We start from the raw sequence: 16,050 nt of genomic DNA, 5'->3' as shown, positions 1-16,050 counted from the left end.
CGTGAATGCATCGATCCCGAACGGGACGGTGGACGGCAGCTACCAGGTTCTGGCCGTTGTTGACTACGACAACCGGGTCAAGGATGAAGGCGATGAGAACGACAACGTTGGGGGAGTTGGCCTGAGAGTTTCATCCCCATAGAAAAAACGGAGAGATAACCAATGCTCGGTGCCATTGCCGGTGACATCATCGGTTCCCGTTTTGAACATCATCCGACCCAATCAACCGATTTTGCATTGTTCGCACCGCAGTGCCGGTTGACGGATGACACGGTGCTGACCTGCGCCGTGGCGGATGCGCTGCTGAACGATCGTCCCTATGATGAGAGCCTCAGGGACTGGTTCCGGCGTTATCCGGATGCCGGCTACGGCGCCCGTTTCATCCGTTGGGGAATGGTGCGGGGAACTGGAGACGGTGCTCGGGGAGGCGGCCCGGAGCGCGGCAGCAACCCATGATCACCCGGAAGGGGTCAAGGGCGCCCAGGCCGTGGCGAGTGCGATCTGGCTGGCGCGAAAGGGTGAAAAAAAGATTGCTGTGAAACAATTTATCGAGAAAAACTTCAACTACAATCTGAGCCGCACCCTGGCGGAGATTCGGCCCGGCTATCGCTTCGATGTCAGTTGCCGGGGGTCGGTTCCCGAAGCAATCATCTGCTTTCTCGAAGCGGATAGTTTTGAAAACGCCATCCGCAACGCTATCTCCCTCGGCGGCGACGCCGACACCCAGGCCGCCATCGCCGGTTCCATCGCCGAAGCCTGTTATGGCCCGGTCCCGGAATCCATTCGCACCCGCGTCAGGCCTTTCCTCCCGCCGGACATGCAGGAAATTCTCCAAACGTTTGAAGAAACACTTGTCTCCCGGGCTTAATCACAACATGAGCCTTGAGCCTTGAGCCTTGAGCCTCGAACCTCACCCCCTGAACAACATCTGCGCTGCGTCGAAGATCGTCTCGGACAGGGTGGGGTGGGGGTGGATGACGGTGCGCAGATCTTCCCCGGTCGCCGCCATCTCCAGAGCCAGCACCGCTTCGGCAATCAGTTCCCCCGCTCCCGGTCCGACCAGTCCGACGCCCAGGAGACGATCGTTCTCCGCGTCGACGATCAGTTTGGTCATGCCGTCATGACGTCCCAGAGTTAAGGCACGCCCATTTCCACGCCAGGAGAGCTTGGCGGTTTTGACCTTAAGGTTCTTCTCCCGTGCCGCGGTTTCGGTCAGCCCGCACCAGGCAACTTCCGGGTCGGTGAAAACCACGGCCGGAATCGCGCGTGGGTCGAAGATCGAATTTTGGCCAGCAGCCGCCGCCGCGGCGACATGGGCTTCGCCATAGGCCTTGTGTGCCAGCATCGGTTCCCCGGCGATATCGCCAATGGCGAAGATACCGGCCTCCGTTGTGCGCTGCCGGCCATCCACGACGATAAAGCCTTTCTCGTTGATCCTTATGGACGTGTTGTCCAGCCCCAGTTCTTCACTGTTGGGCCTGCGGCCGATGGCCATGAGGACTTTATCGAATCGTCTCCTGCTTTGTTTCCCTTTTTTATCCTCGAATGTTACGGCAACGCCGTTTTTCTGTTCTTTCAGTTCCATGACCCTGGTGTTGAGCAGGATCTCGTTGAAGTTCTTATCCAGGCGGCGTTTAAGGACCGAAACCAGGTCCCGATCGCAGCCGGGAAGCAGGTCCGCAGTCATTTCAACGACTGAGACCCGGGTCCCCATCGCGGCATAGGCGGAACCCAGTTCCAGGCCGATGTAGCCGCCGCCGATGACCAGCATGGTTTTGGGAATATCGGCCAGTTCGAGAGCGCCGGTCGAGTCCAGGATCCTTTTTCCGGTTTGTATTCCGGGCAACAGGACCGGACGGGAGCCGGTGGCAATGATCGCCTGCTTGAAAACAAGTTGCCCCTCCTCACCTGTGGCCGTGGAGATCTGCAGAGTGTGGTTGTCCTTGAAACGAGCGGTGCCGCAAATGGTGGTCAGCTTCAGTTTGTCGGCCTTGCCGCCCAACCCTTTGGTCAGGGTTTCGATGACGCCGTTTTTCCACGCACGGATTTTTTGCACTTCGAGCGTCGGCTTTGCGGACCTGACTCCGATCGATTCGGCTTCTTCAGTTTCTGAGATCAGTTTTGCGACATGCAGCAAGGCCTTGGAGGGGATGCAGCCGCGATAAAGGCAGACACCACCGGGCCGTTCTCCGGGGTCGATGAGAGTGACCTGCAGGCCGAGTTCGGCGGCGCGAAAGGCGGCACTGTAACCGCCCGGTCCGGCACCGATAACGACCAGTTGGGATTGCGGGGGGATGGGATCATTCATGGCGGGCCTTTCAGTTCTTCATGACCAGGTTCAGGGGCTGTTCCAGGGTTTCACAGATCCAGCGCAGGAACCTTGCGCCGGCGGCGCCATCGATGACCCGGTGGTCATAGCTCAGGCTGAGGGGCAAGACCAGCTGTGGTTCGAACCCGGTTCCGTTCCAGATCGGTTGCATCTCGCTCCGCGAGACTCCGAGGATGGCGACCTGTGGCGGGTAGACGATGGGGGTGAAGGCGGTACCGCCGATGCCGCCGAGATTGCTGATGGTGAATGTGCCGCCTTCGAGTTCCTCCGGCTTGATCCTGCGCCTGCGGGTACGATCAGCCAGGTCATTCAATTCCCCGGCGATGGCTTCAATCCCCTTACGGTCAACATTGCGCAACACCGGAACCAGCAGACCGTCGGGAGTATCAACGGCGACGCCGATATTGATGAAATCGTGCAGCAGCAACTCGCGCTCGGCAAGGTCGAGGGCGCTGTTCAGGTTCGGAAAGACTCGCAGTGCGGCAGCGCAGATCTTGATCAGGATGGCGGTCATGGTGAGCTTGCCGTTCGGACCGGTGCCGTTGTTGCGGGCCTGGCGGAACTCTTCGACGGGACCGACGACCGCCTTGTCATACTGGGTCACCATCGGGATGGTGGACCAGGCGTAGCTCATGGAATCAGCAGTCAATTCGCGAATCCGGGAGAGGGGTTCGCGGGTGGAGGTGCCGAATCGGCTGAAGTCGGGAAGGGGGCGCTGGGCGTGCAGCCCGGGAAATTCGGACGGGGTGATGCCGCCCCCGGTGGCACGCTGCATGGTTGTCTTGACAAAAGCGCGGACGTCTTCAATGCTGATGCGCCCGCCGGGGCCGCTTCCCTGGACCTGGTAGATGTCGACGCCGAGTTCGCGGGCCATGCGTCGGACGGTGGGGGACGCCGGGGCGACGCGGTCGTCGCGGCGGATGCCTGTCAGGTCAACCGGCGCCGCCGTTGGATGGTGTGGCGGGAGGGGTGGGGGAGGGAGCGGCACCGTTGTCTCGGTTTCAGTCGGAGATCCCAGCGGTTCTTCGGCAGGCGGTGTCTCCGGGAGCATCCCGGTCTCAGCCTTCGTCTCGGCGGCTTCGCCGGCGGTTTCGAGCCACATGAGAGTGGCGCCTATTTCAACAACATCCCCTTCGGAGATATGAATTTCGCTGATCGTTCCTGCCAGTGGTGACGGAATGGCGACCACCGCCTTGTCAGTTTCAAGTTCGAGCAGGGTCTGGTCGTTTTTCACCTGGTCGCCGACGGCGACCAGCAACGATGTGACGGTTCCAACCCTGACCCCCTCGGAAACTTCCGGCAGCTTGATTTCCTGTTTCATGGCTTTCCCTGTCAATCCAGATGCGGATTCAGTTTGTCGGCATTGATCTTCAAGTCCCTGGCGGCCGCGGTGAGAACCGATTTTGGTAATGATCCGGTTTCAACCTGCTGTTTCAGGGCGGCGAGAGTGATGTAACGCTCATCAACTTCGAAGAAATCACGCAGGCTTGCCCGGTCATCGCTACGGCCGAATCCGTCGGTGCCGAGGCAGTGCAGGGGCCCGGGGAACCACCCGGCCACCATTGCCGGCAGAACTTTCATGTAGTCGCTGGCGGCGACGAAGGTGCCTTCTTCATTTTCCAGCAGGCCGCGCAGGTAGGGAACCTTCGCTTTTTTTCCTGGATGGAGCAGGTTCCAGCGTTCGCATTCCACCGCGTCGCAGTAGAGTTCCTTGTAGCTGGTCACGCTCCAGACATCGGCGGCGATAGCGTAGTCCTTTTCAAGCCGCGACTGCGCCTTGAGCGTCTCGTTGAGAATGGCTCCGCTGCCGAGCAGGTGGACCTTGCCTCTGGCTTTTTTCAGGGTTGATCGGTGAAAACGGTACATCCCCTTGAGAATCCCTTCGGGAATGTCGGCTTTTCGAGGCATCGCCGGCATCGGATAGGTTTCGTTCATCACCGTCAGGTAGTAGATCAGATCTTCCTGCTGACAGTACATCCGGGTCAGGCCATCGTGAATAATAATCGCCAGTTCGTAGGCAAAAGCCGGGTCATAGGCCTTGACCCGGGTTGGCGTGAGGGCGAGAACGTGGCTGTGGCCGTCCTGGTGCTGCAGACCTTCTCCGGCCAGGGTGGTACGCCCGGCGGTGGCACCGATGAGAAATCCACGTGCGCGGCTGTCGCAGGCCGCCCAGATCAGATCGCCGACCCGCTGGAAGCCGAACATGGAGTAGAAGGTATAGAAAGGGATGGTCTGGACGCCGTTATTCGCGTGCGCGGTCCCGGCGGCAATGAAGCTGGCCATGGAACCGGCTTCGCTCAGACCTTCTTCAAGAATCGCACCTTCTTTCTTTTCGTTGTAGAACAGCAGGCTGCCCTTGTCGACCGGCTCGTACAACTGGCCTACGTGACTGTAGATACCGGCCTGTCGAAAGAGGGACTCCATGCCGAAGGTGCGCGCTTCGTCGGGAACGATGGGAACGATCAGCTTGCCGAATTCGGGATCCTTGAGCAGTTTGGTTAACAGGTGGACATAGGCCATGGTGGTCGCCAGCGGCCGGTCACCGGAGCCGTCAAAATATTCGCTGATGATTTCCCGGGTGTGGCAGGCCATCGGGTAGCCGGCATCCTGTCGTTTCGGCAGGGTTCCGCCGAGAGCGGCGCGCCGTTCCCTCAGGTAACGCAGTTCGGGACTGTCTTCTGCCGGCCGGTAAAAAGGAGTTTCGGTGATTTCCCGATCGCTCACCGGGATGTTGAACCGGGTCCGGAAGGCTTTCAGTTCATCCTCGTTCAGCTTCTTCTGGGCGTGGGTGATGTTCTTGCCTTCACCGGCCTCACCGAGGCCGTAGCCCTTGATGGTCTGGGCAAGGATGACGGTCGGTGATCCCTGGTGCTCAACGGCTGACTTGTAGGCCGCGTAGATCTTGTCCGGGTCGTGTCCGCCGCGTGTCAGGCGTCCGAGCTGTTCGTCGCTGTAATCCTTGACCAATTCCGTGAGTTCGGGATATTTGCCGAAAAAGTGTTCCCGGACGTAGGCTCCGGCGGAAAGAGTGAAGCGCTGCATTTCGCCATCAACGACTTCGTCCATCCGCTGTACCAGTTTTCCGGAGGTGTCGGCTTCGAGCAGGCGGTCCCAGTCGTTTCCCCAGATGACCTTGATCACATTCCAGCCCGCCCCACGGAAGGCGGCTTCCAGTTCCTGGATGATCTTACCGTTGCCGCGTACCGGACCGTCAAGTCGCTGCAGGTTGCAGTTGATGACGAAGATCAGGTTGTCGAGTTTTTCACGGGCGGCGAGGGTGATCGCGCCGAGTGATTCAGGTTCGTCCATCTCTCCGTCCCCGAGCATGGCCCAGACCTTGCGGCCGCTCCTCTTGCGCAATCCCCGGTCGACCAGGTAGTGATTGAAGCGTGCCTGGTAGATGGCGCTGATGGCGGTCAGTCCCATGGAAACGGTGGGGAACTCCCAGAAATCAGGCATCAGGAAGGGATGCGGATAGGAGGAGAGACCGCCCTTGCCGGGGCGCAGTTCATGACGGAAGCCATTTAAATCCTCTTCGGACAGGCGTCCTTCGAGAAAGGCGCGGGCGTAGATTCCGGGTGATGCGTGCCCCTGGAAATAGACCATATCACCGAGAAAATCCTCGGTTCGGCCGCGCCAGAAATGATTGAAGCCCACTTCCCAGAGAGTGGCCGCCGAGGCGAAAGTCGAGATATGCCCGCCGATGCCGGGCGATTCCTGGTTGGCGCGGACGACCATCGCCATGGCGTTCCAGCGGATGATCGACTTGATACGGCGCTCAATCTCCCGCTCTCCGGGATAGACCGGCTGCCGGTCGCGCGGGATGGTGTTGATGTAGGGAGTGTTGGCGGTAAAGGGAATGCTGACGCCATGTTCCTGGGCCAGGACCTGGAGCAGGCGCAGGATCTGTCTGACCCGGTCCGGGCCCTGGGAGTGGAGGACATAGTCGAGGGATTCACGCCATTCGGCGTTTTCTGTTGCTTCCAGATCAAATGGGTCAACCGGTACTTTTGAGGACATGCCGGACTCCTTGCCGCAAGCGATGCCCGTGCCGAGGGAAGACAGCATGGACGAGTTGCAATGCTTTGCTCAAGTTTATCCGGAATCTGTCCGATTCCAATCGAAACGGCTGAGGTTTTGGCCGAACCGCAGGGCTGGGGTGGGGTCTGTGATCTTGTCAATAATCCTGAATCCGCGGTGTGATGGCGGATGAAGAGGGCAAGTGCTTGACCTGAATGTGATTTTCAAAAATATGAGGCGCACCCATAGGTTCGCCGGCAATGAACTCACGGATGCAGAATAAAAAAAGGGCGGAACCGGTTGCCCGGTTCCGCCCTTTTCAGGCTTGCATGCGAGTCCCGCTTACTTCTTGTGGCAGGTCTTGCAGGAGGTGCTCACGCCTTTTTCCTTGTGGCAGCCCTTGCAGCGCTTGTGAGCGGCATTCTTGAATTTCGGAGCCTTGCTGCCGTCATGGCAGGAGCGGCAGGGACCGGCTTCGACGCCCTTGTGATGGCAGGTTTTGCAATCACCGATACGCTCCTGGTGAGCTTTGTGCGGGAAAGTCACAGTACCCATTTTGGCGGGCAGCTTGATGACTTCGGGGCCATTGTCGGCGAAGCTGATGGCGGCGGAACCGAGGGCGATGAAACCGACGGCGACCAGAACTGCGATGAAACGTTTCATGTCTACCTCCAGAAAAAAGTTATGGGACAAAACGATGTTGTCCGAGATGTTGCCTAATGTATACTCATATTCAATTTGTTTTTCACCAGACATCAGCCTTGATGTCGCCCGATGTCGATAATAATTCGTGTGATTCAAGGTAGATAGGTGCTGTTATGTCGGGTTTGAAATGGTGCCCTGATGGGGCTCTCAGCGGTGGGGTGCCAATTTCAAAAAGGCGATACAGGGTGTCTGAGAGCTATCTGTGAGGCAAGGCATCTGATGGCCATAGGGGTACAGAGGTCTGTGTCAGATGACAACGGATCAATTGCAGGTGACCTGGTGCCCCGGGCGGAGCAGGTCGTTGACCGTCTTGACCGGTTGGAAAACCTGTTCCGGGACTTCAACGAACAGGGTCAGCCAGCCGGCCATCGCGCCATTCCAGAGCCCGGGGCGTTCGAGGGCCTTGAGTTCGAGGCCCTGTTCCGATTTGCGGGTAATGATGATCGCCTGCTCATCGACAAAGTCGGACAGTCGATAGGGACGGTTATGATGGTCCCGAAGGGCGCAGGCCATCAACACCGGGTTGAAGTGTGTCGCTGCTGCCAGGGCCTGTTGCGCTCGTTTGTCATCCCTCGGGATCTGCGCCATCTCCACGATTTGCGGGGTTGTTCCGTTTCGTCCCGCCACCCAGAAGGGGCCGCCTCCCGGTTCCCCGCTGTTGCGCACCATGCCGCAGACCCTGATGGGGCGGTTGAGTCGCTGCAGCAATTGATCACGTCGTGACCGCGGGGCTTTGTCCCCGTGGGAGGATGCCGGCAGGCCGAGTGTCTCCAGCAGAGTTTCCGCGGCACGACAATTCTCGTTGTTGGCGCTGGATTCAAGCCGGCGCAGAATCGCGTGGACCCGGCTCTGAATCTCGACCAGCTTTCCCCCGAGCAGTTTCCACCAGTGAATGACCTCGGGTTGTTGCGGTTCGGGAACAACATTATCGATATTTTTGACCAGGACCAGGTCGCCCCCCGATTTTTCAAGATTGTCGAGCAGCGCGCCGTGACCGGCCGGGCGGAAGATGAGTTCACCCCTTTCGTTGCGGAGAACCCGGTTGTCGAGATCGACGGCGATTGTGTCGGTGGATGAGTGCTGACAGCTGAAACTGATCGCAATCGGCCGGCTGTTGACAGCAGGGATTTGTTCGCCGGCCAGACGGGCGGCCTGTTGGAAATCCTCAAGAAATTCGGGAGAAACCGTGAAGTTGAGTCGGACCGGGCCGCCTTCGGCGCCCGCAAGCTTGAGGGTTTCGGAAAGATGTTCCTCCAGGGGCGTTCGGACCCGGTCGGGATAGGCGTGAAAAGGGAGTAGCCCCTTGGGACGGCGGGCGTAATCAAGTCCCCAGGGTTCGAGCAGTCCGGCCAGGGCCGGAGCCAGGTTTCTTTGTTGCAGGAGCAGGTCAAGATCTTGTTGCCGCCTGCTCTGCAGACAATCTTTCAGGGCGGGGTAAAAGGGAAATTTTGAGAAATGCCTGAAAAATTGCTGATGGAACGGGAAGTCGGGACAATTTCCGTCATTCAACCATTGCTCAAGTGCCGCCGCGGAATGAAAAAGATTCTTGAACATGCGGCTGGCGGCACCGCTGGCGGGCACGAAACGACTGAAACGCCCCTTGTTCGCGGCCTCTTCAAAGGCCTGAATGAGAGGACGCTCCCGGCTGGCGTCAAACAGGCTGATGCCGTCTCCGGGCGTGCAGGCACGGTCGATACTCAAAGGCTCGGGAGGATTCCGAAACAGTTCGAGTTGTCGTTCAATTTCAGCTAAAGATAAACCATGGGCGGTGATCTGCGCGAGGTCGGATTGCGTGAAAGGCATGGTTCCCTCCATAGAACTGAATCTTCACGATCTGGGCTGATGATACCCTCTGAAGGGAAAAGTTCAAGCGGTTGTTTATACATCTTTTCAGGCTGGTGCCGGTTTTTTTCGTACCAGGGTCTGGAGAAATTTCTGGACGTCTTCGACCAGTTCCGTCGCGGCTGTTTCGGGGTTTTGGATAATGCCCAGAAAATATTTGTCGATGGGAAAAATATGACAGTGGTGATGTCCCTGTCGTTTCAGGGTCAGGCAGCGAAAGCCGGAGAAGCCGATGGCTTTCTGGATCGCCTGGGCGTTTATGCCGCAGATGGTGGCAACGGAGGCCAGGTCGTCGCAGTCCTCCATATTGTGGGTGATGACGTGCCCATCGTGACGGCAGAGGACAAACTGGTTGACACCGTCGATCTGGACAATACGCTGGGCAAAACGGTCGGCATTTGACATGGCGTTATCCCTGTCCGGCAGCGAGCTTCAGTTGGCTCTGGATCAGATCGCGGTACTGCTTGGCTTTCTGGTTGTCGCCGATGTCGCGGCAGACCAGGTCGACGAGGTGCGGCAGATTGGTGATCGACACCTGGAATGTTTTGCTCCATTCGATCAACGCGTCCTGGAAAAGAATCTCCGCCATCGGCCCGATAACGTTGGCCAGCTGCTGCAGCATGCCCTTCATCGGTGTCGACAGCGGACCCTTGGCCATGAGTTCTTCCGGTTTGACCTCGGGGGATTGCCGATCCACGACCTGACCGGCTGTCGGGGGAGGTGTCACGGCGGATTGCGCCGGGGCGGCTGAACGCGGTTGCCGCAGGTCCTCCAGGGCCATCTTCAGAGACATGCTCAGCAGGTTCATATTGGCCGCCGGATCACAGATCACCATGATGTAGCGCCCTTCGCTGATTTCGCGGGTGATCAGGGTCGCCTCTTCGTAGCAGAGACTGGTTTCGGCCAGATCATTGAAACTGAGTCGACCGGCACTGAATATCTTGTTCAGCAGTTTTCCCATGCCGGCCAGTTTCTCCGGTTTGAAGAGGCCGGGCAGGTTGTTGGCCAGGACCCCTTGCTGGGCCTGGTAGATGGCCGCGCCAACCACTCCCGGGATGGCCTTGAGATCATCGAGTGCCTGTTGCATGTGTTCCCCCTGGGTCAAATGGTGTCTTTGTCAGAAGAGGTCTTCCGCCAATTGTTCCATGACGGGTTTCGGGCGACTGCCCGGTTTTAAGCTGATGGCAATCCTGCGGCTGCCGTGGCGGAAGAAAAGAAAGCGGTTCTTCTGCCCGGCCTTGACCATGACATGGGAGAGGGTTCCGCAGCCGACGTAGGCTTCCATCTCCTCACCAACCTGGAACAGGTAGCTGGGATCCAGTCCGCTCAGTGAACAGGGCTCCTTGCTCTTGTGTTCGAGGAAATTTTTCGCGTCAAAAATTGCATATTCAAGAATTTCAGATGTTTTTTCAAGTCGTTCAAGGAGATGCGGGTCGAGTTTATCCGGAGCATTGTATGCAGGTTGAGCCGGGTTCATGCTGCTTCGTGGCGCGTCCTCCTTATCGGTGAGGAGGTTTCCAAAGTGGTTTTCCGAGAGGCCTTCGTTTCGTTGCGCGCCGGCGTCAGTTTCAGCTGCAGCGTCTTCGTCCTTGATCCTGAAGGCTTCCATGAGCAGGAATTCCAGGGTTGCTTCGATCTTTTTTTCCTGTTTGCGACAGATACTGTCCATTTCGATTTCGGCATCATCCCAGGCGACAATCCGGTAGGCGGCCTCTTCGCCATGGAAATCGCCGGTTTCAGCGTCAAGCAGAGAGCCGCCGCGCAGGTAGAGATAGCCCACTCTTCCTCTTGAATGGACCTTCAGGGTACAGCTTTTCTGTTCCATGTGGACCAGTTGCAGGAAGGTCGCCAGGGTGATGCCACGGATATAGCTGTGTTTTTCTTCTGCCAGGGCATTGTCGACAGTTCGGGTCAGATGGTCGAAATCAAGTGGTTTTTCCAGGTAGTGCAGGGCCTGGATCTTGCTCAGCCGCGCCTCGATATCCGGAGTGCCGAAGGCGGTCATGACGATAACCGGCAATTCCGGCTGACAGCGGCTGACATAGGCCAGAAGTTCGAACCCGTCCATGATCGGCATTTTCAGATCGGTGACAAGAAGATCAACTTTCCTGGCGGTGAGAACCTCAACCGCCTGTTGTCCATTGTTGGCGGTAAGAATACGGAAATTCCGATCAAGAGTGATCAGTCCGTCGCGCAGGCTGAGCAGGAACGGTTTTTCATCGTCAACGAGGAGTATGGTCGGCATCTTGGCCCGCCTCATTTCGCTGTGTTGCCGGGGTGTCGGACATCGGCAAGGCGATTCTCATGATGGTTCCGCGCCCCGGTGTGCTTTGGACATCAATGCTGGCGTTCATTTTGGTTAAAAGCTTCTGAACAATGACCAGTCCAAGACCGTTGCCGTTCGGCTTGTTGGTGCAGAAGGGCTGGAAAAGTCTTTTCTGCTCATCTTCGGTCATGCCGCAGCCGTTATCTTCCACGTAAATCCAGGCAAGATGGTCGCTGAATCGGAGCCTGATGGCGATGGTCGGTCTCTCCGTGTCTGCCAGCGCGTCCGCGGCGTTGGACACCAGGTTGAGGAGAGCCTGGTGCAGTGCCCGGGGATCGATGGTGACGAAGACCGAATTGTCAAAGCCGTCGATGCGCAGCGAGATGCCCTTGCTTTCGATATCGCGTGAGAGAAGCGGCAGGAAGCGGTCCATGAAATGGGCGAGATCGACTTCCCTGCATTCCACATTCTCAAACATACTGAAATTTTTCAATGATTTCAGCATATATTCCATGCGCCCGATTTCCTGCTGGGCCCGATCGAAATATTCCTCAATGGTTTCCGGGGGGAATTTCCCCAGGTTGTTGCGCAGGACGATCAGCGTCATCTTGATCGAATTGAGGGGGTTGCCTATTTCATGACGGATTCCTGAAAAGATGAAACCGATATTGTCCATGGTGTTGACCGCCTGCGCAATCGATTCGAGGCGGAGTTTTTCGGTGATGTCACGGACAAAGATACAGTAACAGCGGTCATGAATATAGTATTGACTGAAGCCGAGCATGCGTCCCCGGAATTCAAGGGTCCGGGAAGTTCCTGGCCGTGTGAGGTCGGATTCCTTGCCCTGGGGATGGTTGAACATTTCCAGGAGCTGGTTGCCCACAAGTTCCTCACCGCCATCCCGGAGAATGTCGAAAACAGCCTGGTTGCGATAATCGATCCGGCCGGTCGTGGGATCGAAGACGATAATACCGATATCAAGTTTGTCGAGCAATGCCGCATGACTCCAGGTGGAATGCTGGACATCGGAGTCTGGCGGGCGGCGGCTCGATTTATTGAGGATATGCGGCATTAATGCTCCCTTTTAGGTTCGGTGGTCAGGAGGGGATCAGGCTGCCTTCTTTCTCAGGCGTTGAATAGCGAATTTGATGCTGGTGCCGAGACGGTCGACCGCGCGCGCCAGATCGCCGATTTCGTCTCTGCGGTCAAGTCCCTCGATGGTGATGTCGAGTTTGCCCTGGCTCAGCTGGTCCGCGGCCCTGGTCAGGTTGCGAATCGGCTCAGCAAGGCGTTTCGACACCAGGATCGTCACGAGGATGACCACCAGCAGGGTCGCCACCAGCAGGATCATGGCGCGCAGGTTTGCGGCCCGGACCGGGGCGAAGGCTTCGTCATAATCCTGCTGGGTGATCACGACCCAGCCGTCACGGGTTTTCTGCATCGAGGCGATGACCTTGTTTCCGCTTTCATCCTGATAGATCGCCTGTTGTTGTCCCTGCTTCAATGCCAGGAAGGCCGGGTGTCGGCTGAAGTCGGCGCGGGTGCGGGTGAATTTTTTCGACTGGTGAGCTATGACTTCCCCATTTTCATCCAACAGAAAAGCAAAGCCGCTTTGACCGATCCTCGCTTCGGTAATGTTGCGGGACAGATCGCTCAGGGTCATGGCGATGGCTATGACCCCGTTCAACTCGCTGCGTTGGTCGTAGATCGGCGCGGAAAGGACAAGTGCCGGTTTTCCGGAGGTTTTGCCGATCAGAACCTGCTTGCCGAACGGTTGGCCTGCCAGCACCTGTTTGATGTAGTCGCGATCGCCGTAATATTTGGTCCGTTTGCCGTCGCTGCGGCCGATGTTGTTACCGCTGGTATCGGTGGTGAAGGCGAGGTAGGCCCATTCGTAGTTCCTGGTGATGGTTTGCAGCACCGGGTTCTGGCGATCCGCCCGCATGGAAGCAACGTCCTTGAGGGCGGCATTCTGCAGCAGCATCCTCTGATTCATGGTAACCCAGTCATTAACCTGGGTGGCCAGGTTGCGCGAGAACGTGGCCAGTTGCTGTTCAACCCGTTCCCCGGTTAATTGCCGGATCCCCTGGTTGTCGATGGCCCAGATGATGGCCAGGGGGATCAGGGAAACGCAGAGAGTGGTCAGCAGGATTTTCTGCAGGATGCCGAAACGTCCGGCGGTATGGACTGCCATTGTTGTCTCCTGAGGGGGAATAAAACATAGTTACTTTGAAGCTGTGAGCAAGTCGGATGCCGATTATATTTTGAAACGCTATCATGATAAATGTATGAAAATCAAACAGTTAAAAAGTACAAGGATTTCATTAGTGTTCTATTATGCGCCTTTTTTGGGCCTGTGCCATGGTGATATAGCCGGTTCGGCACGGGCCGGGTCTGAGATGAAATAAAACACAAGATTTCGGGTCGCATGAAGAACACGGAAAAAACAGGTGCTTAAAAAGTAGACGGATTTAAAAAAGTCTGTTTAAATGATGTGCATTTCTGAAAACAAATCAGGGGCAGAGAAGGGGGGTTCCTTGACCTTTTTTCAACGAAACTCCCTGTAAAACAACCCCTTTTTGCAATTGTTTGTTTTGTTGCCGCTTTGGGCAAAGAAATTGCTAAAATCTGCGGCAGGCCACAGGCAAAACGAATCAGAAACATCTATTCGGGGAGGTAGTTAGATGAGAAAAGTCGAGGCGATTATCAAGCCTTTCAAGCTCGACGAAGTAAAAGAAGGGTTGAATGAAATCGGTATCCAGGGGATTACCGTCAGCGAAGTCAAAGGTTTCGGGCGGCAGAAGGGGCATACCGAGCTCTATCGCGGTGCGGAATATGTCGTCGATTTCATTCCCAAGATAAAAATGGAAATCATCGTCGCTGACGATATGGCCGCCAAGGTTGTCGAGGTCATTGAAGAGTCGGCAAAGACCGGTCGTATCGGTGATGGCAAGATCTTTGTCACGCCGGTCGACGAAGTTGTCCGGATCCGTACTGGAGAACGGGGGGAAGAGGCTCTTTAGGAGTCACTTTTTTTTCATCCACCAACACCATTGCCCGCTTTGCCGCGGGCAAATTCTTTGTTTAAAAAAGGAGAGTTCAATGACCGCGAAAGAAGTTGTGGCTTTTGCCAAGGAAAACAATTGCCAGATGGTCGATTACAAATTTCTCGACTTTGTCGGGATCTGGCAGCATTTTTCGACCCCGATCACCGAATTCAGCGAAGATATTTTCGACGAAGGCATCGGCTTCGATGGCTCTTCCATTCGCGGCTGGCAGCCGATTCACAACTCCGACATGCTGATCATGCCCGATCCGGCCACGGCCAAGGTTGACCCTTTCCCGGAAATCCCGACCCTGAGCCTGATCTGCAATATTGTCGACCCCCTGACCCGCGAGGGTTACTCCCGCGATCCCCGTTACATTGCCCAGAAGGCGGAAGCTTATCTGAAATCGTCCGGTATCGGTGACACCGCCTACTTCGGCCCCGAGCCGGAGTTCTTCATCTTTGACGATGTCCGCTACAGTCTGGAACAGAACCAGTCTTTCTACAGCGTCGACTCGGTCGAGGGCATCTGGAACACCGGCCGCGAGGAATTCCCCAATCTCGGCTACAAGCCGCGCAACAAGGAAGGCTACTTCCCGGTCGCTCCGACCGATTCGATGATCGACCTGCGCAACGAGATGGTTCAGGTGCTGCAGGAAGTCGGCCTGAATATCGAGGCCGTGCATCATGAAGTCGCCACCGGCGGGCAGGCCGAAATCGACATGCGTTTCGATTCGCTGCTGAAGATGGGGGACAACCTGCAGTGGTTCAAGTATGTCATCAAGAATGTCGCCATCCGCAACGGCAAGACCGTGACCTTCATGCCCAAGCCGATCTTCAATGACAACGGCTCCGGGATGCACTGCCACCAGTCGATCTGGAAGGACGGCAAGAACCTCTTCGCCGGTGACGGCTACGGCGGACTGAGCAAGACCGCTCTCTACTATATCGGCGGCATCATCAAGCACGCCAAGGCCCTGTGCGCCTTCACCAACCCGAGCACCATCTCCTACAAGCGCCTGGTCCCCGGCTTCGAGGCGCCGATCAACCTGGCCTACTCGAACCGCAATCGTTCCGCTTCGCTGCGGATTCCGTCGACCAACAACGAGAAGGCCAAGCGGGTCGAGTACCGGACTCCCGATCCGAGCTGCAACGGCTACCTCGCCTTTGCCGCCCAGTTGATGGCAGGTCTTGACGGCATCGAGAACAAGATTGATCCGGGCCAGCCGCTGGACAAGGATATCTACGGCCTTTCGCCCGAGGAGCTCAAGGATGTTCCGCAGGTTGCCACCTCTCTTGACGAGGCCTTGACCGCTCTCAAGGAGGATAACGCCTGGCTGCTCAAGGGCGACGTCTTCACTCAGGATGTCATCGACATGTGGATCGAGTACAAAACCGAGAACGAGATCGCTCCGGTTCGCAACCGGCCGACTCCGACCGAGTTCGCGCTTTATTTCGACTGCTGATTCGTTTTATCCCGTCTTCAGACAAAGGCCCCCTGCGGTTGATCCGCAGGGGGCCTTTTTTTGTCGTGTGAGCGCCGGCTTTTTCATCAACTCTGCGTTGCAGGCCCGCTTCGCTTGTGCGACGTAGCTGCCGCTACGCCTCCGCACTCATTGGGCTGCGTCTTGATTTATCCTGAATCAGTGAGTACCTTGTCGGCGGACAGCGCAAGTCATTGACCTGCCTGAGCTTCCCAAAAATCACCAACGAACCTATGGGTGCGCTTCAGATTTTTGGAAATCTCATCCAGACCAGGCACTTGCACTCTCCATCCAACAGGAACTCACGTATATGGTCTCCCCCTTTTTTGCAAGGGCTTTGTGTCTTGATGACAGGGAC

Annotated in this window: 14 protein-coding genes; 4 read left to right on the top strand and 10 right to left on the bottom strand. The window is 57.0% G+C overall.

Annotated elements, in window-relative coordinates; all coding sequences use genetic code 11:
* The first annotated feature begins 162 nt into the window (after positions 1-162).
* Entirely contained in the window at positions 163-456 is a 294-nt protein-coding gene (locus C2E25_RS17780) for a hypothetical protein (protein WP_233189349.1), read from the top strand.
* A complete protein-coding gene (locus tag C2E25_RS05655; protein WP_233189348.1) occupies positions 359-868 on the top strand; it encodes an ADP-ribosylglycohydrolase family protein in 510 nt (169 codons plus the stop codon). The genes C2E25_RS17780 and C2E25_RS05655 overlap by 98 nt, the downstream gene beginning before the upstream one ends.
* A 42-nt stretch (positions 869-910) precedes the next feature.
* Here the strand turns inward: C2E25_RS05655 and lpdA are convergent, their stop codons facing one another.
* The 10 genes from lpdA to C2E25_RS05605 form a co-directional block, all read right to left on the bottom strand.
* Positions 911-2,308: a dihydrolipoyl dehydrogenase gene (gene lpdA, locus C2E25_RS05650; protein ID WP_103114810.1), complete on the bottom strand. Its 1,398-nt coding sequence runs from the start codon at positions 2,306-2,308 to the stop codon at positions 911-913.
* Positions 2,309-2,318: 10 nt separating this feature from the next.
* Positions 2,319-3,650: a 2-oxo acid dehydrogenase subunit E2 gene (locus C2E25_RS05645; protein ID WP_103114809.1), complete on the bottom strand. Its 1,332-nt coding sequence runs from the start codon at positions 3,648-3,650 to the stop codon at positions 2,319-2,321.
* 11 nt (positions 3,651-3,661) lie between these two features.
* Positions 3,662-6,349, bottom strand: a complete 2,688-nt coding sequence (gene aceE, locus C2E25_RS05640) for a pyruvate dehydrogenase (acetyl-transferring), homodimeric type (RefSeq protein WP_103114808.1) — start codon at positions 6,347-6,349, stop codon at positions 3,662-3,664.
* A gap of 342 nt (positions 6,350-6,691) precedes the next feature.
* The gene (locus C2E25_RS05635; protein ID WP_103114807.1) at positions 6,692-7,012 is read right to left on the bottom strand and encodes a cytochrome c3 family protein; all 321 of its coding nucleotides are present in this window, start codon (positions 7,010-7,012) and stop codon (positions 6,692-6,694) included.
* 303 nt (positions 7,013-7,315) lie between these two features.
* Positions 7,316-8,857, bottom strand: coding sequence for a DUF4301 family protein (locus C2E25_RS05630; RefSeq protein ID WP_158247144.1), 1,542 nt, complete (start codon positions 8,855-8,857; stop codon positions 7,316-7,318).
* Between the two features lie 87 nt (positions 8,858-8,944).
* Positions 8,945-9,301 (bottom strand): roadblock/LC7 domain-containing protein, encoded by a 357-nt coding sequence (locus C2E25_RS05625; RefSeq protein ID WP_103114805.1) that lies wholly within the window; start codon positions 9,299-9,301, stop codon positions 8,945-8,947.
* A gap of 4 nt (positions 9,302-9,305) precedes the next feature.
* A complete protein-coding gene (locus C2E25_RS05620; RefSeq protein WP_103114804.1) occupies positions 9,306-9,983 on the bottom strand; it encodes a hypothetical protein in 678 nt (225 codons plus the stop codon).
* Positions 9,984-10,013: 30 nt separating this feature from the next.
* Positions 10,014-11,141 (bottom strand): response regulator, encoded by a 1,128-nt coding sequence (locus C2E25_RS05615; protein WP_158247143.1) that lies wholly within the window; start codon positions 11,139-11,141, stop codon positions 10,014-10,016.
* Positions 11,119-12,234, bottom strand: coding sequence for a two-component system sensor histidine kinase NtrB (locus C2E25_RS05610; protein ID WP_103114802.1), 1,116 nt, complete (start codon positions 12,232-12,234; stop codon positions 11,119-11,121). Before C2E25_RS05610 ends, C2E25_RS05615 begins: the two co-directional genes overlap by 23 nt.
* A gap of 36 nt (positions 12,235-12,270) precedes the next feature.
* Entirely contained in the window at positions 12,271-13,356 is a 1,086-nt protein-coding gene (locus tag C2E25_RS05605; protein ID WP_103114801.1) for a cache domain-containing protein, read from the bottom strand.
* Positions 13,357-13,846: 490 nt separating this feature from the next.
* Here C2E25_RS05605 and C2E25_RS05600 point away from each other — a divergent pair, with 490 nt between their 5' ends.
* The gene (locus tag C2E25_RS05600) at positions 13,847-14,185 is read left to right on the top strand and encodes a P-II family nitrogen regulator (protein ID WP_085009841.1); all 339 of its coding nucleotides are present in this window, start codon (positions 13,847-13,849) and stop codon (positions 14,183-14,185) included.
* A 79-nt stretch (positions 14,186-14,264) separates the two neighbouring features.
* On the top strand, positions 14,265-15,674 hold the full coding sequence (glnA, locus tag C2E25_RS05595) for a type I glutamate--ammonia ligase (protein ID WP_103114800.1): 1,410 nt from the start codon (positions 14,265-14,267) through the stop codon (positions 15,672-15,674).
* The last annotated feature ends 376 nt before the right edge of the window (positions 15,675-16,050 follow it).

This window comes from Geothermobacter hydrogeniphilus (assembly GCF_002898515.1).
GTDB lineage: Bacteria > Desulfobacterota > Desulfuromonadia > Desulfuromonadales > Geothermobacteraceae > Geothermobacter_A.
This window is presented reverse-complemented; position numbering and strand designations above follow the sequence as displayed.

Bases quoted from the DNA above. Each gene is read 5' to 3' on its own strand.
- lpdA (WP_103114810.1), bottom strand. From the start codon at position 2,308: ATGAATGATCCCATCCCCCCGCAATCCCAACTGGTCGTTATCGGTGCC.
- C2E25_RS05600 (WP_085009841.1), top strand. From the start codon at position 13,847: ATGAGAAAAGTCGAGGCGATTATCAAGCCTTTCAAGCTCGACGAAGTA.
- C2E25_RS05620 (WP_103114804.1), bottom strand. From the start codon at position 9,983: ATGCAACAGGCACTCGATGATCTCAAGGCCATCCCGGGAGTGGTTGGC.
- C2E25_RS05615 (WP_158247143.1), bottom strand. From the start codon at position 11,141: ATGCCGACCATACTCCTCGTTGACGATGAAAAACCGTTCCTGCTCAGC.
- C2E25_RS05625 (WP_103114805.1), bottom strand. From the start codon at position 9,301: ATGTCAAATGCCGACCGTTTTGCCCAGCGTATTGTCCAGATCGACGGT.
- C2E25_RS05610 (WP_103114802.1), bottom strand. From the start codon at position 12,234: ATGCCGCATATCCTCAATAAATCGAGCCGCCGCCCGCCAGACTCCGAT.
- C2E25_RS05630 (WP_158247144.1), bottom strand. From the start codon at position 8,857: ATGCCTTTCACGCAATCCGACCTCGCGCAGATCACCGCCCATGGTTTA.
- glnA (WP_103114800.1), top strand. From the start codon at position 14,265: ATGACCGCGAAAGAAGTTGTGGCTTTTGCCAAGGAAAACAATTGCCAG.
- aceE (WP_103114808.1), bottom strand. From the start codon at position 6,349: ATGTCCTCAAAAGTACCGGTTGACCCATTTGATCTGGAAGCAACAGAA.
- C2E25_RS05605 (WP_103114801.1), bottom strand. From the start codon at position 13,356: ATGGCAGTCCATACCGCCGGACGTTTCGGCATCCTGCAGAAAATCCTG.
- C2E25_RS05645 (WP_103114809.1), bottom strand. From the start codon at position 3,650: ATGAAACAGGAAATCAAGCTGCCGGAAGTTTCCGAGGGGGTCAGGGTT.
- C2E25_RS05635 (WP_103114807.1), bottom strand. From the start codon at position 7,012: ATGAAACGTTTCATCGCAGTTCTGGTCGCCGTCGGTTTCATCGCCCTC.
- C2E25_RS17780 (WP_233189349.1), top strand. From the start codon at position 163: ATGCTCGGTGCCATTGCCGGTGACATCATCGGTTCCCGTTTTGAACAT.
- C2E25_RS05655 (WP_233189348.1), top strand. From the start codon at position 359: ATGCCGGCTACGGCGCCCGTTTCATCCGTTGGGGAATGGTGCGGGGAA.